The sequence below is a fragment of the Mesorhizobium sp. P2_F5 genome, assembly GCF_056403715.1.
Genome location: NZ_JBFUEY010000009.1, coordinates 161,715 through 188,540 on the forward strand (window position 1 = coordinate 161,715; position 26,826 = coordinate 188,540).

Annotated in this window: 28 protein-coding genes and 1 pseudogene; 12 read left to right on the forward strand and 17 right to left on the reverse strand. The window is 63.6% G+C overall.

Going from position 1 to position 26,826, the window contains the following annotated elements:
• Positions 1-88: 88 nt before the first annotated feature.
• From AC1DYO_RS15085 to AC1DYO_RS15100, 4 genes are all read left to right on the forward strand, one after another.
• Positions 89-667: a TetR/AcrR family transcriptional regulator gene (locus AC1DYO_RS15085; protein ID WP_477264439.1), complete on the forward strand. Its 579-nt coding sequence runs from the start codon at positions 89-91 to the stop codon at positions 665-667.
• An 82-nt stretch (positions 668-749) separates the two neighbouring features.
• Positions 750-1,196 (forward strand): hypothetical protein, encoded by a 447-nt coding sequence (locus AC1DYO_RS15090; protein WP_477264441.1) that lies wholly within the window; start codon positions 750-752, stop codon positions 1,194-1,196.
• A 104-nt stretch (positions 1,197-1,300) separates the two neighbouring features.
• Positions 1,301-2,266, forward strand: a complete 966-nt coding sequence (locus AC1DYO_RS15095) for a quinone oxidoreductase family protein (protein ID WP_477264443.1) — start codon at positions 1,301-1,303, stop codon at positions 2,264-2,266.
• A gap of 82 nt (positions 2,267-2,348) precedes the next feature.
• Positions 2,349-2,609: a hypothetical protein gene (locus tag AC1DYO_RS15100; protein ID WP_477264445.1), complete on the forward strand. Its 261-nt coding sequence runs from the start codon at positions 2,349-2,351 to the stop codon at positions 2,607-2,609.
• A 209-nt stretch (positions 2,610-2,818) separates the two neighbouring features.
• On the opposite strand, the gene hdaA is transcribed toward AC1DYO_RS15100, so the two are convergent.
• The 4 genes from hdaA to AC1DYO_RS15120 form a co-directional block, all read right to left on the reverse strand.
• Entirely contained in the window at positions 2,819-3,523 is a 705-nt protein-coding gene (gene hdaA / locus AC1DYO_RS15105) for a DnaA regulatory inactivator HdaA (protein WP_477264447.1), read from the reverse strand.
• Positions 3,524-3,525: 2 nt separating this feature from the next.
• A complete protein-coding gene (locus AC1DYO_RS15110) occupies positions 3,526-4,731 on the reverse strand; it encodes an AI-2E family transporter (protein ID WP_477264449.1) in 1,206 nt (401 codons plus the stop codon).
• Positions 4,703-5,260 (reverse strand): CDP-alcohol phosphatidyltransferase family protein, encoded by a 558-nt coding sequence (locus AC1DYO_RS15115; RefSeq protein ID WP_477264451.1) that lies wholly within the window; start codon positions 5,258-5,260, stop codon positions 4,703-4,705. Before AC1DYO_RS15115 ends, AC1DYO_RS15110 begins: the two co-directional genes overlap by 29 nt.
• 192 nt (positions 5,261-5,452) lie before the next feature.
• Positions 5,453-6,442 (reverse strand): methyltransferase, encoded by a 990-nt coding sequence (locus AC1DYO_RS15120; protein ID WP_477264453.1) that lies wholly within the window; start codon positions 6,440-6,442, stop codon positions 5,453-5,455.
• A 250-nt stretch (positions 6,443-6,692) separates the two neighbouring features.
• Here AC1DYO_RS15120 and purM point away from each other — a divergent pair, with 250 nt between their 5' ends.
• The 5 genes from purM to AC1DYO_RS15145 all read left to right on the forward strand — a co-directional run bounded on the left by purM (position 6,693) and on the right by AC1DYO_RS15145 (position 9,807).
• Positions 6,693-7,757, forward strand: a complete 1,065-nt coding sequence (gene purM / locus AC1DYO_RS15125) for a phosphoribosylformylglycinamidine cyclo-ligase (protein WP_477264455.1) — start codon at positions 6,693-6,695, stop codon at positions 7,755-7,757.
• A complete protein-coding gene (gene purN, locus AC1DYO_RS15130; RefSeq protein WP_477264457.1) occupies positions 7,754-8,461 on the forward strand; it encodes a phosphoribosylglycinamide formyltransferase in 708 nt (235 codons plus the stop codon). Before purM ends, purN begins: the two co-directional genes overlap by 4 nt.
• Before the next feature lie 51 nt (positions 8,462-8,512).
• A complete protein-coding gene (locus tag AC1DYO_RS15135) occupies positions 8,513-8,845 on the forward strand; it encodes a hypothetical protein (protein WP_477264459.1) in 333 nt (110 codons plus the stop codon).
• A gap of 94 nt (positions 8,846-8,939) precedes the next feature.
• Positions 8,940-9,281, forward strand: coding sequence for a type II toxin-antitoxin system HicB family antitoxin (locus tag AC1DYO_RS15140; RefSeq protein ID WP_477264810.1), 342 nt, complete (start codon positions 8,940-8,942; stop codon positions 9,279-9,281).
• Between the two features lie 10 nt (positions 9,282-9,291).
• Positions 9,292-9,807: a SixA phosphatase family protein gene (locus AC1DYO_RS15145; RefSeq protein WP_477264461.1), complete on the forward strand. Its 516-nt coding sequence runs from the start codon at positions 9,292-9,294 to the stop codon at positions 9,805-9,807.
• Between the two features lie 114 nt (positions 9,808-9,921).
• Here AC1DYO_RS15145 and AC1DYO_RS15150 read toward each other — a convergent pair.
• The 3 genes and pseudogenes from AC1DYO_RS15150 to AC1DYO_RS15160 form a co-directional block, all read right to left on the reverse strand.
• Positions 9,922-10,059 (reverse strand): annotated as a pseudogene (locus AC1DYO_RS15150) (hypothetical protein); the annotation flags it as partial.
• Between the two features lie 161 nt (positions 10,060-10,220).
• Complete coding sequence (locus AC1DYO_RS15155) at positions 10,221-10,457, reverse strand: DUF680 domain-containing protein (RefSeq protein WP_477264463.1); 237 nt, start codon at positions 10,455-10,457, stop codon at positions 10,221-10,223.
• A 306-nt stretch (positions 10,458-10,763) separates the two neighbouring features.
• The gene (locus AC1DYO_RS15160) at positions 10,764-10,997 is read right to left on the reverse strand and encodes a DUF680 domain-containing protein (protein WP_477264465.1); all 234 of its coding nucleotides are present in this window, start codon (positions 10,995-10,997) and stop codon (positions 10,764-10,766) included.
• A gap of 502 nt (positions 10,998-11,499) precedes the next feature.
• Between AC1DYO_RS15160 and AC1DYO_RS15165 the strand changes: the two genes are divergently transcribed.
• Together AC1DYO_RS15165 and AC1DYO_RS15170 are read left to right on the forward strand one after the other, a co-directional pair.
• Positions 11,500-12,168 (forward strand): response regulator, encoded by a 669-nt coding sequence (locus AC1DYO_RS15165; RefSeq protein WP_477264467.1) that lies wholly within the window; start codon positions 11,500-11,502, stop codon positions 12,166-12,168.
• 21 nt (positions 12,169-12,189) lie between these two features.
• Positions 12,190-13,548: a sensor histidine kinase gene (locus tag AC1DYO_RS15170; protein ID WP_477264469.1), complete on the forward strand. Its 1,359-nt coding sequence runs from the start codon at positions 12,190-12,192 to the stop codon at positions 13,546-13,548.
• A 6-nt stretch (positions 13,549-13,554) separates the two neighbouring features.
• Here AC1DYO_RS15170 and AC1DYO_RS15175 read toward each other — a convergent pair whose 3' ends face one another.
• The 8 genes from AC1DYO_RS15175 to AC1DYO_RS15210 form a co-directional block, all read right to left on the reverse strand.
• Entirely contained in the window at positions 13,555-14,433 is an 879-nt protein-coding gene (locus AC1DYO_RS15175) for an ABC transporter permease (protein ID WP_477264471.1), read from the reverse strand.
• Positions 14,434-14,444: 11 nt separating this feature from the next.
• Positions 14,445-15,254 carry an ABC transporter ATP-binding protein gene (locus tag AC1DYO_RS15180; protein WP_477264473.1) on the reverse strand — a complete coding sequence of 270 codons (810 nt, stop codon included), beginning with the start codon at positions 15,252-15,254 and terminating at the stop codon, positions 14,445-14,447.
• 104 nt (positions 15,255-15,358) lie between these two features.
• Positions 15,359-16,315, reverse strand: a complete 957-nt coding sequence (locus AC1DYO_RS15185; protein ID WP_477264812.1) for an ABC transporter substrate-binding protein — start codon at positions 16,313-16,315, stop codon at positions 15,359-15,361.
• A gap of 226 nt (positions 16,316-16,541) precedes the next feature.
• Positions 16,542-17,315, reverse strand: coding sequence for a 4-hydroxy-tetrahydrodipicolinate reductase (gene dapB / locus AC1DYO_RS15190; RefSeq protein ID WP_477264475.1), 774 nt, complete (start codon positions 17,313-17,315; stop codon positions 16,542-16,544).
• Positions 17,316-17,377: 62 nt separating this feature from the next.
• Positions 17,378-18,181: an agmatinase family protein gene (locus AC1DYO_RS15195; protein WP_477264477.1), complete on the reverse strand. Its 804-nt coding sequence runs from the start codon at positions 18,179-18,181 to the stop codon at positions 17,378-17,380.
• A gap of 96 nt (positions 18,182-18,277) precedes the next feature.
• Entirely contained in the window at positions 18,278-19,450 is a 1,173-nt protein-coding gene (locus AC1DYO_RS15200; protein WP_477264479.1) for an amidohydrolase, read from the reverse strand.
• 13 nt (positions 19,451-19,463) lie between these two features.
• Positions 19,464-20,690 (reverse strand): allantoate amidohydrolase, encoded by a 1,227-nt coding sequence (locus AC1DYO_RS15205; protein ID WP_477264481.1) that lies wholly within the window; start codon positions 20,688-20,690, stop codon positions 19,464-19,466.
• On the reverse strand, positions 20,687-21,895 hold the full coding sequence (locus AC1DYO_RS15210) for a diaminopropionate ammonia-lyase (RefSeq protein ID WP_477264483.1): 1,209 nt from the start codon (positions 21,893-21,895) through the stop codon (positions 20,687-20,689). The genes AC1DYO_RS15205 and AC1DYO_RS15210 overlap by 4 nt, the downstream gene beginning before the upstream one ends.
• A 102-nt stretch (positions 21,896-21,997) precedes the next feature.
• Here AC1DYO_RS15210 and AC1DYO_RS15215 point away from each other — a divergent pair, with 102 nt between their 5' ends.
• A complete protein-coding gene (locus AC1DYO_RS15215; protein WP_477264485.1) occupies positions 21,998-22,474 on the forward strand; it encodes an Lrp/AsnC family transcriptional regulator in 477 nt (158 codons plus the stop codon).
• A 1-nt stretch (position 22,475) separates the two neighbouring features.
• Here the strand turns inward: AC1DYO_RS15215 and AC1DYO_RS15220 are convergent, their stop codons facing one another.
• A complete protein-coding gene (locus tag AC1DYO_RS15220; protein WP_477264487.1) occupies positions 22,476-24,584 on the reverse strand; it encodes a molybdopterin-containing oxidoreductase family protein in 2,109 nt (702 codons plus the stop codon).
• A gap of 241 nt (positions 24,585-24,825) precedes the next feature.
• A complete protein-coding gene (locus AC1DYO_RS15225) occupies positions 24,826-26,703 on the reverse strand; it encodes an ABC-F family ATP-binding cassette domain-containing protein (protein ID WP_477264489.1) in 1,878 nt (625 codons plus the stop codon).
• Between the last annotated feature and the right edge of the window lie 123 nt (positions 26,704-26,826).

The following is a 26,826-nucleotide window of genomic DNA, read 5'->3' on the forward strand; positions in this document are numbered from 1 at the left end:
CGCCCAGTCTCGTGGTGAAGAACGACCTTGGCTGAGGCAATCGAAAATCAGTATTGACTCATTTAAGACGACCGGTCATATTCAGCTCATGGCTAGACCGAGCACCAGAGAACAGATCATCGCCGCCGCCGTGGACACCCTGCATCGGAAGGGGTTCAACGGCACCAGCGTTCAGGACATCACCGAAGCGGCGCAGGTGCCGAAGGGATCGTTCTACAACCATTTTGAAAGCAAGGAGCTCCTCGCCGTCGAAGCCCTGGAGCGCTACTGGCAAAAGGTGCTCAATGGGTTGAGCGGGCTCGGCGATGAGAAGACGCCTGCCGTCGACCGGCTGCGCCGGTATTTTCAGTATCTCAACGAGGTCGCCCGCGAAGGGGACTACCGGACCGGCTGCATGATCGGCAATATGAGCGCGGAAATGCCGGACCAAAGCCGCCCGGTACGGGAACGCCTGGCTATGCTGCTGGCGGCGTGGAGCCGAGCGATCGAATCCTGCGTCAAGGAAGCACAGGCCGACGGCGCGTTGCGGCGCGACATGGATGCCAGGACGATCGCGGCCTTCCTGCTCAACTCCTGGGAAGGTGCGATGATGCGCGCCAAGGTCGACAAGGACGCTACGGCGCTGACGGCGTTCGAGACCGTCGCGTTCGGTACCCTGCTGACATAGGCCTCTATTTTTTTGCTCAAGCTCAAGATGACTGGTCATATTGAGCAACCAACCCTACCCCTTCCCGCAAGGAGCATCGATCATGAAATTCAACGACACAGGTCCCCTTCTTCCCAAACACAGCGGTCCGCCGCCATGGCTGGCCATTCTTGCCGAGGACGCCACGCTCGAGGCCACCGTGCTGAGGCGGCCGATTCAGGGAAAGCAGACCATACTGGCGCTGCTGAAGCATGCCGCACCGCTCTACGACTTCCGGGACTTCACCTATCGCGGCGACTTCGGCAGCGACTTCTTCATGGAATCCTACCGGGCCGAGGTTCGCGGCACGCCGATCGAATGCTCGGTGCTGGTGCATAAGAATGCCGACGGAGAAGCGGATTCGATCGTCATCAATCACCGCCCGCTCGACGCCGCTTTGCTGTTCTCGCGCCTGATGTGGGAACAGGTCGGCGACGAATTTGGCGATCTCTATCTGACGGGACCGCAGGCCGAGGCCATGGAGAAGGCCGCCGCCGATCCGAAGGCCTGAGCACCAACACTCTACCTCAAATCAACAGAAGGCCGGCCTGCCAGGCTGGCGACGGCGATTTGCGGCCAAGCCGATGCCCTATTCAACACGGAAGGAATACAATCATGCGTGCAATGAGAGCTGACCGCTTTAGCGGTTACCATGATCTGAAACTGGCCGACGTCCCCAAGCCGATCCCCGAAGGGCGGCTGCTGGTGCGGATGCGGGCCGCCGGCGTAACGCCGCTCGATCATACGATCCTGAGCGGGCAGTTCCCACGCTCGACGGCGCCGCTGGTGCTCGGCAATGAAGGCGCCGGCATCATCGAGGGCGGCGACGCCGATTTTCCCGATGGCACGCGGGTGGCATTCCTCGGCCCCTTCGGCGTGTTCGAGAACGGCACCTATTCGGACTATGTCGCCGTTCCCAAGGACTTGCTGCTTCGCGTCCCCGATGCGATCGACGACACCACGGCCGCAAGCCTGCCGGTGGCCTATCTCACGGCCTATATCGCGCTGATGAATGCCGGCTTCGCCGCCGGCAAGGTCGTGCTGGCGCCGGCCATCGGTGGTTCTGTCGGCAACGCCGTGACGCAGCTGGCGCGTGCGCTCGGCGCCAAACACGCCATTTCCTCAACCACCAGCCACGCCAAAGCCGAAGAGGCGAAGGCGCTCGGCTTTTCCGAAGTCATCGATCTCACCAGCGAAGACCTGGCCGACGGCGTCAACCGCCTCAGCGAAGGCCACGGCGCCGACATCGTCATCGACGGCATCGGCGGCAAGATCCTGAGCGCCGCACTGCCGGCCCTGGCGCCGGGCGCATCGGTGATTACGCTCGGTTATTCCGCTGGACGCGAAAGCACGATCAACGTCACAGACCTGATCTGGAAAGCTGCAAGCATCAAGGGGTTTTTGCTGCTCACCGAAAGCGCGTCGGCCTGGCAAGCAGCCTGGTCGATCATTTCGGACCTGCTTGTATCGGGCAAGGTCAAGCCGGTCGTGGCGAAGGTCTTTGCGCTGGAGGATGCCGCCGACGGCCTGCGGTATCTCATCGAGGAGCGCCCGTTCGGCCGGGTGGTGCTGAAGATTTGACGCAAAGCGCTCCGCTCGGATAATTCCCTCGCCTGCACCTGTGTCGACAGTCTAGACTTTGGGGTGAGAGGGGAGATTCCGGATGCTTGGTCTCGAGGCATGGCTGTCGCTGATAGGCCCTGCCTACTTCGCTTATCTCGGCATCGCGATCCCGTTCGTGGTCGTCTGGGCCATTATTTGTGCTGCCCTGTGGATCTGGAACAACCGGCCGAGCAAGAGGCAGGGCCCACCCCGGTCGTGGCCCGCCAGCCTGGCGTTCTTTGTCGTCGTCGCCGCCTGCTACGTGGCTGCGCATACGGCGGTCTACCTGCTGGTCCGCTATCTGGCCCCGTTGTGGGCGTGACAGGGACGCACCCTTCTACTGGGCACTCTGGCCGCCATTCTGCCTGAAGGTAAGCTCGCCGGGCGAGAACCCCAACATCACTCCCGGCGAGCCTACAACCCGATCAGGAACGCGATCAGGACCGGGGTCAGCCGGCAGGCGCAGTGTTGCAAGATGGATGCCAGCATATGTTTCCCGAAATGGGACAGCACCGGAGTCTCCCCCACGACCTAAACCTCGAATTCGCCCTGCCCTTCATCCATGGCGCTGACGATCTCGGCGGCGAGCGCGCGAGTGATCGGCGTCTTGCGCTCGAGCGCGGTGCGGTCGAGCCGTTCGACCACACGCATGGCGGTGGCAAGCGAACGTTCGATGCGGCGCACCAGATATTGCACGACGTGCGGCTCGACCTCGACCTGGCGGTCGGCGAACAGTTTGGTGATGACGCCGGCCAGAAGCAGGTCGTCCGGTTCGTGGATCTCGACGGTTGCCGCCGCCTTCAGCCGCGAGGCGAGATCGGGCAACGTCACCCCCCAGGCGGCGGGGAAGCGCCGCGCCGTCAACAGCAAGGTGGACCCGGCTCCGCGCACTTCATTGATGAGATGGAACAGGCCCGCCTCGTCGATGGCTGTCTTGTCGACATCGTCGATCAGCGCCGGCCTGCCGCCAAGCCCGGTGATGGCATTGCCGATGCGCTGGGCATCGACCGCCACAGCGTTGGCCCGCGCCTGCCAGATCGACCCCAGATGTGTCTTGCCGGAACCGGCCGGGCCGGCCAGCACGATCACCGGCGATGGCCAGTCCGGCCAGCGGTCGACAAGGGCCGCCGCCTCGCGGTTGGTGGCCGACACCACCAGCTCGTCGCGCGAATAGCCGGTGCCGTGGCCGAGATCGAGCGGCAGTTGGCGCGGCGGTTCGGTCTTTTGATCCGCCACGTTCAGCCGCGCGGCGAGCGGTGGCTGCCGCCGCGATCGGCGGGGAGCGGCGGGACGGGCTCGGTGGAGTGGCCCTTGTAGAGCGGCGATTCGAGATAGCGCGCAATGGCAAAGCGCACCAGCACGGCAACCGCCGCCGAAGCAGGAACGGCGATCAGCAGGCCGACGAAGCCGAACAGGGCGCCGAAGGCAAACAGCGCAAACATCAGCCAGACCGGATGCAGGCCGACGCTCTTGCCGACCAGCCTGGGTTGCAGGATGTTGCCTTCGATGAACTGGCCGATGAAGAACACGCCGGCGACCGCCGCCACCATGGTCCAATCCGGCCAGAACTGGACGAAGGCAACGCCGACGGCCAGCACCAGGCCGGTCAGCGAACCGACATAGGGAATGAAGGAGATCAGCCCGGCGAACAGGCCGATGAGGATCGCGAAATTCAAACCGGTCAGCGTCAGACCGGTGGCGTACATGGCGCCGAGCACCAGGCACAGCGTACCCTGGCCACGCACGAACCCGGCGGTCGCCGTGTTGATGTCCCTGGAGATCGCCCTGACCGTCCCGACATAATCGCGCGGAACCCAGCTGTCGACGACGGCCACCATGCGATCCCAGTCGAGCAGCATGTAGAAGGCAACGACCGGGGTGACCACGAACAGGCTGACCACCGAGACTAGCGCAACGCCGGAACTCCAGATCGAGGTGAAAACGGTGCTCAGCAGACCGAAGCCGGAGGTGAGCAGCGAATTCAGACCGTCGCGCAGGCCATTGGCGTTGACGCCGAATTTCTGCTCCAGCCATTTCGGGTCGAAGCTGGTGATCAGCGACTGCAGCCGGGTCAGATATTCCGGCAACTTGCCGGCGAAATCAGCCATCTGCGTCGCCAGCACCGGAACCAGGATGACGAAGGCCAGCACCAGCAGGATGATGAAGGCAATGAGGATGACCACCGTCGCCATCAACCGGGAGAGGCCGAGGCGCTGCAACCGGTCTGCGACCGGGTCGAGGAAATAGGCCAGCACCATGCCGGCGACAAACGGCAGCAGGATGCTGGAGAAGATGTAGAGGAACAGCGCCAGGAAGACGGCCGTGCCCAGCCAGAAGAAGATCTGGCGTCGGAATGCCACGGACGCAGCTTCGCCTGCCGCCGCGGCCTCGGCCGCCGCTTCGATGGATCCTTGGTCAGGTGCCCGGTGTGGAGCCTTCGCCATAGCCGCTCATATGCCTCAGCCAGCCCACGAGATAGGCCGCGGCCGAAGCCACGGTCAAGACCCCGGACAGCAATATGAGCGCGGGCCGCAACGGGTCGAGGTGGAGGCCAAGGGCAAGTTCGCCCAGCACCACCGCTGCCAGCACGATCTGGACGGCGGTGTTGGCCTTCGACACATAGAGCGGCTTCATCTCGACCGGATGCGCCATGACGGTGGACAAAAGCACGGCGCAGATGATCAGCGCATCGCGCGAGACCATGGTGACCACCAGCCACAACGGCAATTGCCCGATGAAGCCCATGACCACGAACACCGAGACCAGAAGCACCTTGTCGGCCATCGGATCGAGATAGGCGCCGAGCCTGGATTGCTGGTTGAAACGGCGGGCGATGAAGCCGTCGACGCCATCGGAGATGCCGGCAACAAGAAAGCCGGCAAAGGCCCAGTCCCAGCGCATGTTCAGCATCGCCAGCACCACGGCCGGCACCAGCAGAAAGCGCATGATGGTGATCAGGTTGGGAATGGTCAACCGCATGTCCCGTCGCTTTATGTCTTGTTGATACATGATGGAGACGGAGGGCGGGTGCAAGGGTTAGACGCGTAGCGGACGGAAAGCCAAGCAATTGGCTTTCCGTCCGACGAACACCCGGAGCGACAGCGAAGGGCCAGGTCTTGCAAGACGAAGTTACCGCGACCTGGCTCACTGCGAGAGCTTCGTTGGTTAGGCCGCAGACGCCTCAATCATGGAAATGGGTCCCCGGGTCTGAATCACTCGTTCAAGGTGTAGACCAGCGGCGTCGAACAAGCCTGCATATTGGGCCTGCGTTCTCTCATGGCCGCCGGTGACTGCGAGCATGACCACGTCGATACCCTTGATCTGGTTCGGTTCGTCACCCGGCGGCACAAGCGTCTCGGCCACAAGAACCTTCCCGTTCGGCGGCATTGCCTTGCGGCAATTCCGCAGGATCGTCGCGGCAGGCGCATCATCCCAGTCGTGAATGACCTTCTTGATGACATACACGTCACCAGCGGGAACGCTCTCAAAGAAATCACCGGCGACAAATTCGGTGCGCGGCAGGTCGCCTCCGGCACCCTGGCGTGCTGCCGCGACGCCCGAAGGCAGGTCGAAAAGCACGCCGCTCAAATGAGGGTTGTGGGCCAGGATTGCCGAGAGAAGCTGACCATGTCCGCCGCCAACGTCGACGATCCGTGTGAACGGCTTGAAGTCATAAGCTTCGGCAATGGCCTCGTTGGCGCCTTGGCCCAAGGCGACCATGGCACGCTGAAACAAGGCAGCCTGCTCCGGATGTTCCGACAGCCAGTCAAACCTTGGGCTCCCGAACACCTTGTCGAAGGCTGGCTTCCCGGTGCGGACAGAATACGGGAGCTGCCCGAAGGCAAGATAGGCCTCGCTGTTGATCATTCGGACGAAGTCGCCCGGACCCGGCCGATCGGAGCGCAGCACGGCGCCAACCTCCGTCAACTCGAAATGACGGGGCAGTACTTCCCTGAAGACACCCTCAGGCGCGAGAAGTCGCATTACACGATAGAGCGCGTCAGCATCCGACTGAGTGGCAGCCGCCAGCTCATCCACCGATTGCTCGCCGACGGCGAGGAGATCGGGGATGCCGAGTTCGACAATGACGCGCAGCGCCTGTGACACGGCAAATCCAAGTCCTAGCCTCATGATCTGTTGCGACGGATTGAGCATGGCTTGTCCCCGGATGCCTGATGCGTGGCAACTGAGCACCAACAGCGGCAGGACACAAGGATGCAAAGGGGTGAAGGCGAAGATGGAGGCACGGGTTTTGCCTCTCCAGAGAGGCTGCGCAAAGGACGCGCGACCGCAGATGAAAGGCGCTGTCCACGGTTTTGTCGAGCGGAAAAGCCAATCATCCCAGCCCTTATCCTTGCGAGGCGCAGCCGTTCATGCGAAGAGCCCGGGAAAGCAGGGAAAGAGTATGAGCAAGCGCAAGAACGGGCTCACCTATGCCGAGGCGGGTGTCGACATCGATGCCGGTAACCTGATGGTCGAGAAGATCAAGCCGCTGGTGCGCGCAACGCGCCGGCCGGGCGCCGATGGCGAGATCGGCGGTTTTGGCGGCCTGTTCGATCTCAAGGCGGCGGGCTTCACCGACCCGGTACTGGTTGCCGCCAATGATGGCGTCGGCACCAAGCTGAAGATCGCCATCGATGCCGGCAAGCATGACACGATCGGCATCGACCTCGTCGCCATGTGCGTCAACGACATCGTCGTCCAAGGCGCCGAGCCGCTGTTCTTCCTCGACTATTTCGCCACCGGCAAGCTCGACCCCGACCAGGGGGCGGCAATCGTCGGCGGCATCGCGATGGGCTGCCGTCAGGCCGGCTGCGCCCTGATCGGCGGCGAGACGGCCGAAATGCCCGGCATGTATCACGACAAGGACTATGACCTTGCCGGTTTTGCCGTCGGTGCGGCCGAACGCGGCCAGTTGCTGCCGACCGACGATATCGTCGAGGGCGACGTGCTGCTGGGTCTGGCTTCCTCGGGCCTGCATTCCAACGGCTTTTCGCTGGTGCGCCGCATCGTTGGCGTCAGCGGGCTTGCCTGGAGCGATCCGGCGCCGTTCAACGACGAGGCGACGCTGGCCGAGGCGCTGCTGGAACCGACGCGCATCTACGTGAAGTCGATCCTGAAGGCGATCCGCAACACGCATGGCATCAAGGCGCTCGCCCACATTACTGGCGGCGGCTTTCCCGAAAACATCCCGCGCGTCTTGCCGAAGGACTTTTCCGCCGAGCTCGACCTCGAGGCGATCGACGTGCCGGCCGTCTTTTCCTGGCTGGCGAAGACCGGCGGCGTGGCGCCGGAAGAAATGATGCGCACCTTCAACTGCGGCATTGGCATGATCCTCGTCGTTGCCTCGGGCCAAGCCGCGCAGGTCGCCGCCGTGCTGCAGGAAGCCGGCGAGACGGTGACGCCGATCGGCCGCATCGTGCCGCGCCGTGATGCCGGCGTCATCTATCGGGGCTCGATCGGTCTATGAGCAGGAAACGCACGGTTGTCTTGATTTCGGGACGCGGCTCCAACATGACGGCGCTGATCGCGGCGGCCAGCGATCCGGCCTATCCCGCCGAGATCGTCGGCGTCATTTCCGACCGGGTGAACGCTGCCGGCCTCGGCATCGCAGCCGCGCGTGGCATCCCGACCAAGGTCATCGTGCGCGCCGACCATGCCAGCAAGGAAGCTCACGACGCGGCGATCGACGCCGCGCTGATTGCGTTCAACGCCGAGATCGTGGCGCTGGCCGGTTATCTGCGCATCCTTTCGCGCGGCCTGGTCGAGAAATGGCAGGGGCGCATGCTCAACATCCACCCTGCCCTGCTGCCCGCCTTCAAAGGGCTGGACACACACGCACGCGCCCTGCGCGCCGGCATGCGCATCCATGGCTGCACGGTGCATTTCGTCACGCCAGAGATGGATGACGGCCCGATTATCGCACAGGCCGCGGTGCCGGTGATGGTCGGCGACAATGAGGACACGCTGGCCGCCCGCGTGCTGAAGGCCGAGCACCGGCTCTATGCACTGGCGCTCGGGCTGGTCGCCGACGGCAAGGCGCGCATGGAAGGCGGCCGCACCGTGCTGGCACATTTCGCCGACGACGCCGAAAACGGAACTTCGGTGGTGATGGCGCCCGACCCGCTGCGCGAGGAACGCGATCTCGAACATCTGGCGCGGATCACGCCCTGAGGCCGCTCCAGGGTCACCAATATATCGTTGCGCGTGGTAGAAAACATAGCCATGGACGTTTTCGATAGCGCAATCCGGACAACAGGCGATCTGGCCGGCGTGTTCGAGTATGACGAGGCAGGTGACCCGCAAAATGCCACGGCGTATTTCTACCTTTACCGAATCCAAGACGGACATGCAGATGCGGTGATTGATGCAATTCACATTCGATCGGGCGTCTGGGCCATCACCGCGAACGACATAGCGGTGAGATGGGATAGGGACGGAAGGCGTGCAGGCGTTTTCATCTTCGGCATGCTCTGGGCAGCCTTCGACACGGCAACTGGTACGAAGTATGGTGGCCCATACGGCACAGACTTCCAGCCTGACATCCCGTGGTCGTGAATTGAGACTGATGAGGCAGTTGCTCCTGCTGCTTCATGCAAATCGGCTCGCCGATTTCGATCGGCCAATTCCTGTCGAGGATCGGAGTGAAACCATGAATGCGATGACCTACAAGGGCTATTCCGCCCGTGTCGACTATGACGATGACGACGAGATTTTTTTCGGCCGGATTGCTGGAATTCGCGACGGTGTATCGTTCCATTCGGAAACCGTCGCCGGGCTGCAAGCAGCCTTCCATGAAGCTGTGGACGACTATGTCGAAACCTGCGCAAAAATCGGCAAATCGCCGCAAAAACCTTATTCCGGAAATCTCATGCTGCGCGTCGATCCGTCAGTTCATTCGAAAGTCGCGCTGGCTGCGGAAGTCGCGGGCAAGAGCCTGAACCAGTGGGGAGAAGAGGTCTTGCGTGAGGCGGCCGACAAGCAGATCGCTTGAGGCGGAACCGATGAAACAGCTGCTCCTGCTGCGCCACGCCAAGTCGAGCTGGGACGATCCGGCGCTTGCCGATTTCGACCGGCCGCTTGCCCCGCGCGGGCTGAAGGCCGCACCATTGATGGGCCGCGAATTGGCCAGGCGCGACTGGCTGCCGGACCTGGCGCTGGTGTCCCCAGCGCAGCGCACGCGCGAGACATGGCGGCTGGTCGCGGCCGAACTGCCGGCGAGAGTGCCGGTGGAGTTCGCCGAGGCGCTCTTCGAAGCCACGGCCGCAGGCATTCTCGCCGAGGTGCAACAGGCAATCGCGTCGGCTGGCTGTCTCCTGGTGCTTGGCCACAATCCCGGCCTGGAGGATCTTGCGCGCCGGCTCGCCGGTCCGCGATCGGATGCCGGAGCTCTGAGGAAGCTTGAAGAGAAATTCCCGACCGGCGCCCTTGCCTGTTTTGTCATCGACGGCAACTGGGCAGATCTCGCCTTCGGCACAGCCCGGCTGACGCATTGCATCAGGCCGAAGGATTTGGGCTGACAGTGACGCTGCCCAAAAAAGCGGCGGGCTCAGCCCGGTTGCCGTCGTGTCGACGTTGGGCGCGGGCTTGGTCATCCCGTGCTTGCGGATCGAGGCGGTGAAGCCGCGATCGACGCCAGCGGTCGGCTGGTTGGCGTTGTCGGCGCCATAGTGGTCGCTGCCGGCAGAGGCGCCGCCCATGGCAGCGACGAGCATCGCGGCCGCGACGAATGCAATCCTGGTCATTTCAGTGTTCCTTGTCTGTCGTTTCATCGCGCGGGCGCGCCTTGGGAGGATGGTCCCGCTGTCAACAAGACCCGGAAAGGCCAAGTTTTATTCCCGGGCGAAACGGAATCCTCGCGGTCAATGCCGTCGCTGCTGCGCAAAGGAAAGGCGGCGGCCAAGATCGCCGCTCGTTGGTTTGGAGAACGCGCTCAGCGGTTGCCGAAGCGGTGCCGGTCACTTCCCGGCCTGACCGGTTCCTGAACCGGCTGAACCGGTTGGACCGGCTTCTGGATCGACGCCGTGGTCGTCGTGGATTTGACAACCGGCTGCTGCCAATCGTCCGAACCATAGTGGTTGCTGCCGCCACCGTCGTAGTGGTCGCTGCCGGCAAAGGCTGCGCCTGTCGCCATCAGGAGGGCAACGGCCGCGAGAGTGATCTCGCTCATGTCATTGTTCCTTGTCTGTCGGTCAAACGGTGCCTTGGGAGGATGGCCCCGCTCCCGCCACAAACCTCCAGCGGCGAGGCTTTATTCCCGGACGTCGCGATTTTTCCTCGAATTTCAGGAGACCGATCGGGCCGGTCGCGAACGAAAATCGCGAAGCTTGGCCTAAAAAGATGACGTGCAAACAAGAAGATGGAATAGATTGCTGCCGAATTGATTCAGACCTCGCGGAACGCAAGCCGGCTGTGCAAAAAACAAGAGCGGCGGGCCAAGCCCACCGCTCTTTGTCGTCGACGATTTCTAAGGAAATCAACGGCCCCAGATGCCCTGGCCGGATTGCGGCTGGTTCGAGTCCGGCTTGATCGTGAAGCCGCCGAAGGTGGCCGGCTTGCGGATCGAGGCCGTATAGCTGTGGTCGATGTTGCCGGCAGGCGCGGTCACGGCGGGCTGATTGGCGTTGTCGGAACCATAATGGTCGCTGCCTGCGAAAGCGGTGCCGGTGGCAACGAGGATGGCAGCAGCGGTAAGAGCGATCTTGGTCATTTTGGGTAATCCAGATTTTCAGTTCTGTCCGTCAAGTGGCGTGCCCTTGGGAGGAATTCGCGTCGCTCGGACCACCCCGAGATGGGTCTGCCTTGTGGCCATTACCAATCACGAAAATTTGTGAACCGAACCGTTCGGTTCGATCTTGAAAGATAGAAACCCGACATCGGTATTTATTTTTATATAATAAATTCAGATAGTTATACTCTAGCGCCAGCTATATGGATGACTTGCCATCGATTCGGTGTTCACTGACTGTGATACAGTCCGTCAATGTAAATCGAACCGAACGGTTCGGTTATTTTGAGAAGCCAGCCGTACGGTCCCAATTTGGCTGACCACATCTACCGGAGTCTGGCTCCGGACGGGAACTCGGCACGCTTATTTGCCTTGCGATTGGTTCGAGATTATCACTTGGACGATCGCCAATCAGGCGCGACCAGCCGGTCGGAGAAACGGACGGAATTCCGGGTGACCCGCATCCAAAGACAGCAATAAAAGAATGCGGCTGCTGCTAGTCGAAGACAATCGCGAACTGGCCGATTGGCTGAGCAAGACCTTGCGCCAGGCGAGCTATGTCGTGGATGTGGTCCATGACGGCGAGGATGTCGAGCACGCGCTGGCGGCAGGCGACCACGCGCTCATCATTCTCGACCTAGCGCTGCCGGGCATGGGCGGGATGGAGGTGCTGCGCAAGCTCAGGGCGCGCGGCAATCGTGTGCCGGTAATCGTGTTGACGGCCAACGCCAGCCTCGACGGCCGCGTCAAGGGTCTCAATGAAGGCGCCGACGATTACCTAGCCAAGCCTTTCCAGATCGAGGAGCTCGAGGCTCGCATCCGCGTGCAGCTACGCCGCGCCAATGACCGTACCGCGCCTGTCGTTGCCTGTGGCGATCTGAGCTTCGACACCAACACGCGGCTGTTTTCTCTTGCCGGCGAAACGCTGGCGCTAACGCCGCGCGAGCATGCGGTGCTCGAACAATTGACGGTCAAGGCCGGGCGCACGGTGAGCAAGGCGGCGCTGTCGGCGGCGATCTACGATTTCGAGACCGATGCCGACCCAAGCGCCATCGAGATTTATGTGCACCGCGTGCGCAAGAAACTGGAAGGGTCGCGGGTTCGCATCGTCACCCTGCGCGGCCTCGGCTATCTCCTACGCCATGAAGATTAGGCGCCATGAGGATTAGGCGCCATGAGGATTAGAAGCCTCCGCCTGCAGCTTCTAGCCTGGGTGGTGCTGCCGCTGGCCGGGCTTGCCACCATCAATTTGTGGACCAGCCACGGCAACGCGCTTGCCACCGCCGATCTTGTTACCGACAGGATGCTGTTGGGCTCGGCGCGGACCATTGCCGAGCAGGTGGCCATGAAGGACGGCGTGCTCGATGCCACCATACCGCCTGCGGCTATCGAGATGTTCGATACCGGCGATCGCGACAGCGTCTATTATCATGTCAAGGCTGCCGGGGGCCGGCTGCTGACCGGCTATCCCGACCTGCCTGAGCCACCGAGCCCACCCGGCACCGAGGCAAATTTTCGTGACCATCGGCTGCGCCTGCTTACCTTCAGCCACGCGGTGATCGGCGCCGGCGCGGATTCACCCATTACAGTCACTGTCGGCGTCACGCTTGGCGGGCACGATGCAATGGTGAAACGCCTGTGGTTCAGTGCTTTTGCCCAGCAGCTGGCGCTGGTTGCCATCGCCAGCGTGTTCGTGCTGCTCGGCCTGCATCGCGGTCTGGCGCCGCTGATCCGGCTGCGCGACGCAGTGCGTTCGCCGAGCCGCAGCGACCTCGACCCGGTCGACGTAGCGGGCGCGCAAAGCGAGATCCGCCCGTTGATCGATGCGCTCAATGCCTATATGGAGCGCGTGCGCGCACAAATGGCGGCGCAGCGCCGCTTCATCGCCAATGCCGCGCATCAGCTGCGGACGCCGCTGGCTCTGCTCTCGACGCAGGCAAGCTATGCGTTGCGCGAAAGCGCCGTCGATGCGCGCCGGGAAGCGCTGGTGGCGCTGCAGGCGAGCGCCGGAAAGCTGGCCCGGTTGGCCGAACAGCTCTTGACGCTGTCGCGTGCCGAGCCGGGCAGCCGGCGGCCGCGCGCAGACTGTATCGACCTGACCGAAGCGGCGCGACGGGTGCTGGAGACACAGGCGCCGGCGGCGATCGATCGCAACATTGATCTCGGCCTCGAGGAGACCGGGCCCGTGCCGGTCATTGGCGACGGCACGATGTTGCGCGAGATGATCGTTAACCTAGTCGACAACGCGCTGCGCTATTCGACGGCTGGTGGCTGCGTCACGGTAAAGCTGGCGGCATCCGATGGAGACGCCGTGCTGACGGTTGCCGACGGCGGCCCAGGCATCCCCGTGGACGAGCGCGAGCATGTGTTCGAGCGCTTCTACCGCATTGCCGGCTCCATCGAGGGCGGCAGCGGACTGGGGCTCGCCATCGTGCGCGAGGTCGTCGAAAATGCCGGCGGCCGCGTCAGCCTTGGGGACGGCGCGGCCGGCGGTCTGGTCGTCGAGGTGCGGCTGCCGCTGGCCGGCGGCTGACGCCGCTCACTGCGTCTCATGCAAAGGCTGGGGGCGCCATTTTGCCAGGCGGTTCTCGACCATGGTCATCAGGTACTCGGCGCCGAGCGCAACCACCATGACGATGACGATCGCGGCATACATGCCGGCGGCATCGAAGGATCCCTTGGCGATGTTGATCAGCAGGCCGATGCCGTAGCGCGAACCGACGAATTCACCGACGATCGCGCCGATGATGGCAAAGCCGAAGCTGACATGGAGGCTGGCGAAGATCCAGCTCATGGCCGAGGGGACGATCACCGAACGCGTCAACTGCCAGTTGGACGCGCCGAGGATGCGGGCGTTGGCGATCATTGCCCTGTCGGCTTCCCGCACGCCCTGGAAGGCGTTGTGGAAGACGACGAAGAAAACCATCACGAAGGCAAGCGCCACTTTCGAGGCGAGGCCGAGACCGAGGATCATGATGAAGATCGGCGCCAGAACCACGCGCGGAATGGAATTGATCACCTTGATGTAGATCGAGAAGATATCGGCAGCCATGCGGTTGCGGCCGAGCGCGACGCCGATGATGATGCCGGCAACGGAACCCGTGACGAAGCCGATGACGGACTCCTCCATGGTGACGTAGAGATGGTACCAGAGCGGCCCTTCGGACGTTCCTTCCGTCGTCCATTCGTAAAGCCGCTGCGCGATCGCGCTCGGCATTGCGTAGAAGAACGGATCGATCCAGGCCAGGCGCGCGGCGACCTCCCAAAGGCCGAGAAAGGCAATGAGGATGCCGAATCGCCAAAACATCACGGCGCGGCGGCGATGTTGAGAAGCCTTCGCCGCGGCCGCTTCGATTTCCGCGTCGGAAGTGCCAGGCTTGAAAGCCCCTGCTCTGATGTCGATGGCCGCATCGGTCATGGCGTTCCTCCTCAGGCTGCCGCGCGCGCATAGCTGGTCTCGACCTCTTCCTTGAGGTCGGCCCAGATGGTGCGCGAATAGTCGATGAAACTCTGTTCGTAGCGGATGTCGGCGACGACGCGCGGGCGCGGCAGATCGATGGTGTAGACCGACTTCACCGTCGCCGGCCCGGCGGTCAGGACATAGACCTTGTCAGCGAGCGCAATCGCCTCTTCCAGATCATGCGTAACGAACACCACCGAGGCCTTGGTCTGCGACCACAGGCGCAACAATTCCTCATGCATCAACACGCGCGTCTGGACATCGAGGGCGGAAAACGGTTCATCCATGAGCAGGATTTCCGGTCCGTTGATGAAGGTCTGGGCGAGCGCCACACGCTTGCGCATGCCGCCTGAAAGCTGGTGCGGATAATGGTGCTCGAAGCGCGACAGCCCGACGCGCGCCAGCCAGTCGCGCGCCGCGACCGTGGCATTCGCCTTCGCCTTGCCGCGAAACAGCGGACCCGCCATCACGTTGTCGATCACGGTTTTCCAGGGAAACAAGGCATCGCTCTGGAAAACAAAGCCGATGCGCGGATCGATGCCCTTGACCGGAGCGCCCATGACGCGAACCTCGCCGGCGCTTGGGCTTGCCAGCCCCGTGACCAAATTGAGCGTGGTGGATTTTCCACAGCCGGTCGGGCCAACCACGGCGACGAATTCGCCTCGCTCGACGGTCATGGTGAAATCGCGCAGCGCCGTCAGTGATTTGCCAGTGGGCGAGAGGAAGCGACGGCTGACATTGATCAGCTCGATCGCTGGGGTGGTCTTGTCATGGATCATGGTGAACTCCGGGTTCGAGCGGACGCCTGCCGGCGGCCAGGGCCGCCGGACGTCGAGAACTGACTAGCGCCGGCGCGATACCTTCATCACGCCGGCAGGGTCGGCTACTTGGCGTTCTTGACGAATTCCGTGGTGTAGGTCTTGGAAAGGTCGATCTGCTTGCCTTGCAGTTCCTTCTTGAAGGCCGACAGCACGGTCAAAACCGTTTCCGGTCCGCCCTGGGGCATCACGCCATCGGGGGTGAACATCGCCTTGCCAGCGTCGAGCGCCTTCACATAGCCCTCCTTGTCGCCGACATAGTAGTCCTTCGGCATCTTTTCGGCGATTTCGGCGCCGCTGTGCGTGCTGATGAACTTCAGCGTCTTGACGAAAGCGTTGGTGAGTTTCTGCGCAGTGTCCTTGTGTGCCTCGACCCATTCGGTCTGCATATAGAGCGAGGCTGCCGGATAGGTGCCGCCGAGCGCCGCCTTGGTGCCTTCCATCGTTCGCATGTCGATGAGAACGGACGCCTCGCCGGTCTTCAGCAGCCGGGTGATCGTCGGCTCTGTCGTCATGCCTGCCTGGATCTTGTCCTGCTGCATGGCGGCGATGAAGGTGTTGCCGGCGCCGACCGGCACCGAGGTGAACTCGCCAAGCTTCAAGCCGTTCTTCACCGCGAGGTACTCGGTCAGGAAGTTCGTCGAGGAGCCGAGGCCAGTCACCCCAAGGCTCATGCCCTTGAAATCGACGGGCGACTTGATCTCGGGATGCTTGCTCGAAACAAGTTCGACCTCGCCCGGTGCCTGGCTGAACTGGACGACGGATTCGACGAACTTGCCCTTGGCCTGGAGGTCGATGCAATGATCGTAAAAGCCGACCACGCCCTGCACGGCGCCCGCCAGCATCTCGTTTTCGGCATCGACGCCGGCCGGCTCGTTGAGCAATTCGACGTCGAGGCCCTCATCCTTGAAATAGCCGAGCGCCTCGGCAAGCTTGGCGGGCAGATAGATCTGTTTCTCGTAACCGCCGACCATGATGGAGACTTTGTCGTCGGCGCGAGCGGACGGCGCGGACAAGGCCATGGTGGCGACAAGTGCGGTTGTGGCGGCTGAATCAAGCAGAATTCGCGCGAGCGACATGGCCTCTTCCCTTTGTTCGTTTCCCGCGCCCCACTCTCTCCCATCGCTTTGCGCGACAATGTGGGGGCGCTCCTCAACAGTTAGGGCACCAAGCTTTCATCCACCTTTCAAAGCAACCCGGAAAATCACCGCAGACCTTACGGATTGGTAAGCTGGCATGGCCTGCCGCTTACCTTGCGCCAAGCCCGAGCACGTCGCGCATGTCGTACTCGCCGGGCGGCCTCCCCGCGACCCAAAGTGCCGCCGCAATGGCGCCGCGCGCGAACATCGAGCGGTCGCCGGCTGAATGGGAAAGCGTGAGTGTCTCGCCTTCGCTGAGGAAGCTCGCACTGTGCTCGCCGACGATGCTACCGCCGCGCAGCACGGCAAAGCCGATCTCACCGGCAGGGCGCGGACCGGTGACGCCGTCGCGGGTGCGCTTTGCCACATCGTCGAGGCTGATACCGTGTCCGCGAGCGGCCGCCTCGCCCAGCATCAGCGCCGTGCCCGACGGTGCGTCGACCTTCATGCGGTGATGCGCTTCCAGGATTTCGATATCGGCGTCGGGACCAAGCGCACGCGCCGCCTGTTCGACCAGCCCAGCCAGCATGTTGAGGCCGAGCGAGTAGCTGCCCGAGCGCACAATGGCGACGGACTTCGAAGCAGTAGCGATGGCGGCGAATTCGGCCGGCTCGAAGCCGGTCGAGCCGATGACCAGCGCCGGGCCGCCGCGCGCGGCGCAAGCCTTTGCCAGTTCGACGGAGGCCGAAGGCGTGGTGAAGTCGATGACGACATCGGCAAGCGCCAGCGCCTTGTCACGATCGACCAGACCCTCACCGGCGCTGCCCGGCCTGTGAAAGCGGGCGACGAGCGCCAACCTGGGATCGGCCTCGACGACCAGCACCATCTCCCTGCCCATGCGACCGAGCGCCCCGGCTATGGCTATCTTCAATGGATGCGGCATGGCGGTTTCGTCAGAAATCAGAGTCCGAACAATCGTCTAGCATGCCCCCTTGCCAGATTGATTCAAGCTGCGCCATGCGTCTTCAGCATCATGCCGGCGATCTCTTTCACCAGCTTGGCGGCGACAAGCGCGGTCAGATTGGAGACATCCTGGTTCGGATTGTACTCGACGACATCGGCTGCGACGATGGGCTGGTCGATCCGCTGAATCAGGCCGATCACTTGCCGGGTTGTATGACCACCGGGTTCGCGGTGCGACACGCCGGGCGCACAGGCCGGATCGAGACCGTCGAGATCGACCGAGAGGTAGACCGGCGTCTTGAGGTCGAGCCGCAGATCCTCGCTGAAATGGCGCGCCTCGATCACCTCGACGCCGAAGCGCCCGAGCTGATCGCGAAGCTCGTCGTTCAGGGTACGCAAACCGATCTGGATCAGCCGGTCGGCCAGTCCCTCCTCCAGGACACGCGCGAAGGACGAGGTGTGCGAGCGCTTGTTGCCCTGATAGGCATCGTAGACATCGGGGTGGGCGTCGATCTGGACGATCGTCAGCCTGGGGTGGCGGCGGCGCACCGCGCGAAGAACCGGCCAGGCGATGGCGTGGTCGCCGCCGAGGCTGATCAGCGGATGGCCTGCATCCAGCGCTTGACCGACCTCGACCTCGATCCGCTCCCACGGGTCGCCGGCGCCTGAAAAGTCGATGTCGCCATGGTCGAGAAAACTGTCCGCCACATCGAAGCCTGTCTCACTCCAGGAGCTGTGGGCGTCGCTTTTGAGCTCGCGCCGGATCAGGGCCGGCGCTGCAGCCGCGCCTTTGAGATAGGACGAGTTCTCGTCATGCGGTATTCCCAGAAGCGAAACCCTGGCCATCGGCGTGCGATCTCCGGCAACAGGCAATCTCCCTAAACCCGGGAGCTGGCTGGCGATAGCGCCGCCGCTTGGGCCAGCAGCGCGGTCAGGCCGGGGTCATTTCCTGGCCGCACCGCCAAGCCTTTGCCTGACGATCGCGGCGTGGAAATTCGTGCCGTGCAAAAGCCCGTCATCGTTGAAGTCGTAGCTGGAATTGTGCAGCGGCACTGACGCCTCGCCATTGCCGAGGAAGACAAAGCAGCCCGGCACGTGATCGAGGAAGCGGGCGAAATCCTCCGAGGCGGTCATCGGCTCCGCCGCCACACCGACTGCGTCATTGGTCAGCACGTGTCTTGCCGCAGCAAAGGCCTCATCGACCAGGTCGGCATCATTTTGCAGCGGCACGAACTCCCTGGTGTAGGTGACCTCGACGGCGACATTGTAGGCGGCGGCCGTGCCTTGCGCGATGATGCGCATCTGGCGCTCGATCTCGGCGCTGACTTCGGGGCGGAAACTGCGGGCATCGCCGAGGATGCGGGCGAGACCAGGCAGTGCGTTGCGGGTGCCATCGGTGATCAGCTCGGTCACCGAAACCACTGATATATCGGCCGGACTCAGCCGGCGCGAGACGATGGTCTGCAGATTGGTGACCAGCGCGCAGGCGGCGACCAGCGTTTCACTTCCAGAATGCGGCCGCGCCGCGTGGCCGCCGATCCCCTTGAGCACGATCTCGAAGTTGTCCTCGGCCGACATGAACGGGCCGGCACGGGTTTCGAAATGGCCGATGGGTAGCCCCGGCATGTTGTGCAGGCCGAAAATCTCGTCGAACGGAAAGCGCTGCATCAGCCCGTCGTCGAGCATGGCCAGTGCGCCCTTGCCCCACTCCTCGGCCGGCTGGAAGATGAAGCGCACAGTGCCGTCGAAACCGCCCTCGGCGGCCAGCAGCTTTGCCGCGCCGAGCAGCATGGTGGTGTGGCCATCATGGCCACAGGCATGCATGATGCCGGGATTCTGCGAGCGATAGGCCGCCGTCGACTGCTCGGTGATGCGCAGCGCGTCCATGTCGGCCCTGAGCGCAATCGCCCGGTTGCCGCTGCCGCGCTTTAGCGAGCCGACCACACCGGTGCCGCCGACGCCTTCGGTGACATCGTCCAGCCCGAATTCGCGCAACTTGGCAGCAACGAAGGCCGCCGTGCGCTTTTCCTCGAAACCGAACTCGGGATGCGCGTGCAAATCGCGCCGCCAGCCGGTCATCTCCCGCCTCAGCGCATCGCGATCGAACTCAGCCATTTTCTCCCCCGACCTATTTTGCAAGCTGGGTGGCGATATCAAGCAGGATGTTGGCGCCGGCGACAAGCTCGGCGTCGTCGGTATGTTCGCGCGGGCTGTGGCTGATGCCGCCGGCGCTGGGCACGAAGATCATCGCCGCCGGCGTGATGCGGGCCATCATCTGCGCATCATGGCCGGCGCCGGAGGTCATGCGCCTCACAGCGAGACCACGGTTTTTAGCTGCCGCCTCGATCCGCTCGACGATGCCGATGTCGAACAGCACCGGCTCGAACCGCGCCAGCCCTTCGACCGAGATCGATACGTTCTCCGAAACGGCAAGGTCTTCGAGATAGGCGGCAAGGGCTGCCTCATGCGCCTGCAAGCGCTGTTCGTCGGGATCGCGCAAATCGATGGTGAAGATAGCGCGCGAAGGGATGACGTTGATGGCATTCGGCTCGAAGCGCATCGTGCCGACAGTAACCACGGTCGGCCCGTTGGAAGCCGTGGCCCGGTCGTGCATGAAGGTGATGATGCGGGCGGCGGCGTGGCCGGCATCGCTGCGCATCGACATCGGCGTGGTGCCTGCATGGTTGGCGGCGCCGTCGATGATGATGCGCTGCCAGGAAATGCCTTGCAGATTCTCGACCGCGCCGATCGGCACACCTTCGCGCTCCAGCACCGGCCCCTGCTCGATATGCAGTTCGAGATAGGCGTGCGGCTTGAGGAAGCCGGGTTCGCGGTCACCGGCATAACCGATGCGGGCGAGTTCCTGGCCAAGCACGCTGCCATCCGTGCCGATGGCGGCCAACATCGCGTCCGCGTCCGCGCCACCGGCATGGATCAGCGACCCCATCATGTCAGGCGTGTAGCGCACGCCTTCCTCATTGGTGAACGCGGCAACCGCGACCGGACGCGATGGCGAAAAGCCCGAGGCCTTCAGAGTCTCGATCACCTCCAGCCCGGCAAGCACGCCATAGCAGCCGTCATAGATGCCGGCATCGATGACGGTGTCGATGTGCGAGCCGATCAGCAGCGGCGCCTGCCCGGCATTGTCAGGGCTTTGCCAGATGCCGAAAATATTGCCGACCCGGTCGATGGCGACATCGAGCCCCGCATGCCGCAGCCATCCGACGAAGAGATCGCGGCCCTGCCTGTCAGTGTCGGAGGCGGCGAGCCGGATCAGCCTGCCCTCCCCGTCGCGACCGACAGCGCCGAGTTCACGGATGCGACCAAGCAGGCGTTGCGCGTCGACCGCGATCATGAGGCCACCTCGGCCAGCACCTTGCCAGCCAGCACATCGGAGGAGCTTTGCCCAACCAGTTCGGCATAGCGATGCGGGTCGGTCGCGCCTTCGGTGTTGATCAGCAGCACGCGCGATTTTCCGTCGAGGCCAAGCTCGGCTTTGTTGTCGGTCACGGCGCGGATCAGTCCGGCAAGGCCGACACCGCCGCTCTCGCCGGCGACGATCACCGGGTCACCGCCGGCCGGCCGGGCAAGCCGCCGCATCACCGCGACGGCCTCGTCCTCGTCTACCGTCATGAAGGCATCGGCAGCCCGCGCCAGCACGCGCCAGGCGACTGGCGATGCCTCATAGCATTCGAGCATGGCCATGACCGTCGGCTGGTCGTGCGCGACCTTGACTACGCGGCCGGCCTGGGCGGCCGCGACAACGCAGGCGGCGCGGGCCGGCTCGACCACGATGAATGTCGGCCTGTCCTCGCCGAGCACGATGGCCAAATGGCCGGCCAGCGCGGCGGCGATGCCGCCGACACCGGCCTGGACGAAGACGTGGGTTGGCGGCTGCGGCAACTGACGCAGCGCTTCGCGCACGATCGCTGTGTAGCCCTGCATCACCAGACCGGGGATGCGCTCATAACCCGGCCAGGAGGTGTCGGACACCACGGTCCAGCCCTTCTCGGCGGACACTTCGGCAGCTTGCCTCACCGAGTCGTCATAATTGCCGTCGACGCGGATCATCTCGGCGCCATAGCGGGCGATGGCTGCGATGCGCTCCTCGCTGACGCCGGCGTGAACGAAGATCGCCGCCTTGGCGCCGACAAGCTGCGCCCCTTGGGCAACCGAGCGGCCGTGATTGCCGTCGGTGGCGCAAGCCACCGTCATGCCGGCAGCGACCGCCCGGACGTCGGGCTGGTCGAGATCGGCCACATCGACGGGCCGGCCGAGCGACTTACTCGCCTCCTCCAGCACCAGGTGGAAGACGGCATAGGCGCCGCCCAGCGCCTTGAAGCTGCCGAGGCCGAGGCGAAAGCCTTCATCCTTGATGTGGATGGCGCCGAGGCCGAGTTCGCCGGCCAGCGCCGGCAACCCATGCAGCGGGGTTGCCAGGTGATTGTCGCGCTGCGCCAGAAAACGCTCAACCGTATCAGCGCCGGCAATCCCAAGCGTTTCGGCATCGGCCGGATCGAGCGGCTGGCGGTGCAAGACATTGCTGTTGAGCAGGAACACGGGCGGCCTCCTTGGGTGTGACGAAATCATATTGCAGCGGAGACGCAAAGAGCGCTGTAATTGCACCTTCGGAATGCACGTTTGTTTCGCCGGGATAGCGCTTTGCCTCAATCGCCCTCACTCGACAGTTTCGACCTCGCCATCCTTGCCATCCTGCAACGGGACAACACGACGCCGCAGCGACTGATCGGCGAAGCCGTCAACCTGTCGGCGCCAGCGGTGCAGCGGCGCATCAAGCGCATGGAACAGTCCGGCGTCATTGCCGGCAATGTCGCTGTCGTCGAGCCGGCGGCGGTCGGCCAGCCCATCACCATCTTCGTCGAGGTGGAACTGGAGAGCGAACGCTCAGACCTGATCGACGCGGCCAAGCGGCAATTCTCGGCGGCGCCCGAAGTGCAACAATGCTACTACGTCACCGGCGAGGCCGACTTCATCCTGGTCATCACCGTGGCCGACATGGGCGCCTATGAGGCGCTGACGCGCAAACTGTTCTTCGACAGCAAGAATGTCAGAAAATTCCGCACCTTCGTTGCCATGGACCGCGTCAAGGTCGGCCTGACGGTGCCTTTGCCCGGATAGGTCAGCCCGCTGGTCGCAGCCAGACCTTGTTGTCGTGAAAGGCCGCACCGCCATACGGTGCTGGCGCGTCGGCGCCGGTCAGCACATTGATGCCTTCGCCGCGCTCATGGGCGCTGTTTGGCCAGATGCCCTCGGCGATCACCACGCCGCGCTTGAGGCCATCGAACAGTTTTGCGTGCAGCACCACCTCGCCGCGCCGGTTGCCGACCTCGATGCGGTCGCCGTCGGAGAGCCCGAGGGCTGCGGCATCGTCAGGATGCAGGAGAAGTTCAGGGCGGCCCTCCTTGGCCTTCGACACCGGCGTTTCCGAGAATGTCGAATTGAGGAAGTTGCGCGCCGGCGATGTCGTCAGCCGGAACGGATGCTCGGCGTCGGCAACCTCGATCAGGTCGACATGGTCGGGGAATTCCGGCAGATCCGCCACCGGCCCGAACAGGCCCATGCTTTTCGGCGGCCGGTTGGGCGCCGGCTGCCCGCTCCAGTTGGCGCGGAAGTGGAATTTCTTGTCGGCATGGCCGAAGCCATTGACGAAATGTGCCGCCTCGAAATCCGGCTGTAGGTCGACCCATTTGTCTTCCTTCAGGCTGGCGAAGCTGCCCAGACCGCGCTTGCCGAGGATGATGTCGATATGCTGCTGCTCGGTCAGGCCGAAGCCTGGCCGGTCGGCGACACCAAGACGCTCGGCCAGCTCCTCGATGACGACATGGTTGGTGCGCGGCCCTTCCGGTGGTTCGATCAGCTTGGGACCAAGCGTGATGTGCTGGTTGCCGCCGCCCTTGTAGACGTCGTCATGCTCGAGGAACATTGTCGCCGGCAGCACGACATCGGCGAGCTTTGCAGTGTCGGTCATGAACTGCTCGTGCACGCAGGTGAACAGGTCGTCGCGCAGGAAACCCTGTTTCACCAGCCGCTGTTCGGGCGCGACATTTACCGGGTTGGTGTTCTGGATCAGCATCGCCGTCACCGGCGGGCCGCCATAGAGCGCGTCCGCCGCACCTGTCAGCACCGGACCGGTGCGAGACTGGTCGAGGTAGCGGATATTGGGATCGCGCATCGCCGTGCCTTCGAGCACATCCTGATTGAGCTTGAAGATGCCGGAATTGGAATGGAAGGCGCCGCCGCCCTCATATTGCCAGGCGCCGGTGACGGCGGCGATGCAGGACGCCGCATGCATGTTGACCGATCCGTTGCGCTGGCGGGCAAAGCCATAGCCGAGGCGGAAATAGGTTTTCTTCGTCGTGCCAACCAATCGTGCGAAGGCCTCGATCTCGGCAACGGCAAGGCCGGTGATGGCGGAGGCCCATTCCGGCGTGCGCGTCTCAAGATGAGCCTCCAGCCCCTTCGGGTCGTCAGTGTATTTTTCGAGATAGGCGCGGTCTGCCATGCCTTCCCTGAACAAAACATGCATGACCGCGCAGGCCAGCGCGCCATCGGTGCCGGGCTTCAGCACCAGGCCCATATCGGCCTGCTTCATCGTCGCGTTCTCATAGACATCGATGACGACGATCTTCGCCCCGCGCTCCTTTCGCGCCTTGATGGCGTGGGTCATGACATTGACCTGCGTGACCACGGCATTGGTGCCCCAGATCACCACGCAGTCGGACTTGGCCATTTCGCGCGGATCGGGACCGCGCAAGGCGCCCGCCCCCATCATCCAACCGGTCCAGGCCAGATTGGTGCAGATCGAACCGAAGAAGCCGGAGTATTTTTTCGCATGGCGCAGCCGGTCGATACCGTCGCGCTGCACCAGCCCCATCGTGCCGGCGTAGTAGTAAGGCCAGACGGTCTCCGAGCCGTATTTTTCCTCAGCGGCGATGAATTTTTCGGCGACGAGATCGAGCGCCGCTTCCCAGCTGGATTCCTTCCAGATGCCGTCGCCCTTGGCACCTGCCCGGACCATTGGCTTCAGCAGCCGGTCGGGGTGCTGGACGCGGTCGGCGTAGCGCGCGACCTTGGCGCAGACGACGCCCGATGTGTAGGTGTTGGCCTTGGCGCCATGGACGCGGCCGATGCGGTTGCCGTCGAGCAGCTCGACCTCGAGCGCGCAGGTCGACGGGCAATCATGCGGACAGGCCGAATGGCCGATGCGGAGCTTGGCGTGCTGGTTCATGGGGCGTGTTTAGCGGGTTTCAAAGGGCGCGTGTAGGGCCAGATGATTAGCCGATCTCCCCCCAAGTGGGGGAGATGTCCGGCAGGACAGAGGGGGGCGCGAAGGATCGCTAGCCCTATGTAGCAACTCGTTGGAACGAACGACTGACGCGGGCCGCCCGGCTGCGAATGGCCGACAGGTTGGCGGGACAGCGCCCCCTCTGCCCTGCCGGGCATCTCCCCCACGAGGGGGGAGATTACGCTCACTCCGCCGTGCCTTCCTCATACTCGGCCGACATGGTCAGCCACTTTTCCTCGTGGCCGGCGAGTTGCTGTGCCAGTTGCGAGCGCTCCTTGGCGAGCCTCGTCGCCGTCGATGGATCCTTCTCGTAGACGGCCGGATTGGCGAGTTCGTCCTCGATCAGGTCGATGCGCTTGCGGATGCGGTCCATCAGCGCCTCGGTGGCGCGGATTTCCTTGGCCAGCGGTTCGAAGGCGGCGCGGCGCGCGGCCGCATCGCGGCGGCGATCGGCCTTTGATGCCTTCTCGGCCTCGCGCTTGCCGCGGCGGTCGCCCGACACGCCGGTGACCAGCGTCTTGTAGTCCTCCAGGTCGCCGTCATACGGGTTGACCGCACCGTCCTTCACCAGCCACAGCCGGTCGGCGGTCGCCTCCAGAAGATGGCGGTCGTGCGAGATCAGGATGACGGCGCCGGGAAACTCGTTCAGCGCGTGGATCAGGGATTCGCGGCTGTCGATGTCGAGATGGTTGGTCGGTTCGTCGAGGATGAACAGGTTCGGTCCTTCGAAGGCCGACAGCCCCATCAAAAGCCTCGCCTTCTCGCCACCGGACAGGTCCTTGGCGGCGGTGTTCATTTTTTCGGTGGTGAGACCAAACTGGGCAACGCGGCCGCGCACCTTGGATTCCGGCGCTTCCGGCATCAGCCGGCGGACATGCTCGTAGGCGTTTTCGTCCGGCCTCAGATCATCCAGCTGGTGCTGGGCGAAGATCGCCACTTTCAGGCCCGGCGCCACCGTCATGGTGCCGGTCTCCTGCTTCAGCCGGCCCGACAAAAGCTTGGCGAAGGTCGACTTGCCATTGCCGTTGGCGCCAAGCAGCGCGATGCGGTCGTCGGCATCGATGCGCAGCGTCATCTTCTTCAGGATCGGCTGGCCCTCGGTGTAGCCGACATTGACGTTATTGAGCGCCACAATCGGCGAGGCCACGGTCTTCACCGGCTCCGGGAAAGAGAACGGCCGCACCGTGTCATTCACGATCGCGGCGATCGGCTTCATCTTCTCCAGCGCCTTGATGCGCGACTGCGCCTGCCTCGCCTTCGAGGCCTTGGCGCGGAAGCGCTCGACGAAGGATTCCATATGCTTGCGCGCGGCTTCCTGCTTGACGCGACCCTTCTCCTGCAACTCCTTCTGCTCGGTATACTGGCGCTCGAACTGGTCATAGCCGCCGCGCCAGAAGGTCAGCTTCTTCTGGTCGAGATGGACGATGGAATTGACGGCGCGGTTGAGCAGGTCGCGATCGTGCGAGATCAGAAGCACGGTGTGCGGGTATTTCGATACATAGTTCTCCAGCCACAGTGTGCCTTCAAGATCGAGATAGTTGGTCGGCTCGTCGAGCAGCAGAAGGTCGGGCTCGGAAAACAGCACGGCGGCGAGCGCCACACGCATGCGCCAGCCGCCGGAAAACGACGAGGCCGGGCGGCGCTGCGCGGCGTCGTCAAAGCCAAGGCCGGCAAGGATGGTGGCCGCGCGCGACTCGGCCGAGTGCGCGTCGATGTCGGCCAGCCGCATGTGGATGTCGGCGATGCGGTGCGCGTCGGTGGCGGTCTTTTCCTCTTCAAGCAGCGCGGTTCGCTCGAGGTCGGCCTTGAGCACGATCTCGATCAGCGGCTCCTCGGTGCCCGGCGCTTCCTGCGCCACCTGGCCGATGCGGGTGTTCTTGGGCAGGCTGATCGAGCCGGTCTCGGAGGGGAAATCGCCGGTGATTGCCTTGAACAAGGTCGTCTTGCCGGTGCCGTTGCGGCCGACGAGGCCGGCCTTGGTGCCGGCTGGCAAGGTCAGCGAGGCATGATCGAGAAGCAAGCGTCCGGCCATGCGGAGCGAAAGATCGTTGATGATAAGCATGGCCGCGCTTTTGCACGGGACACCGGCGCTTCGCAAGGGCTTGGGGGGTCGGCTGGCACGATCTGACGCGAAAACCGCACGAGGTGGCGCACCATCGCAGGCTATAGTGCGGGCACGGACAGC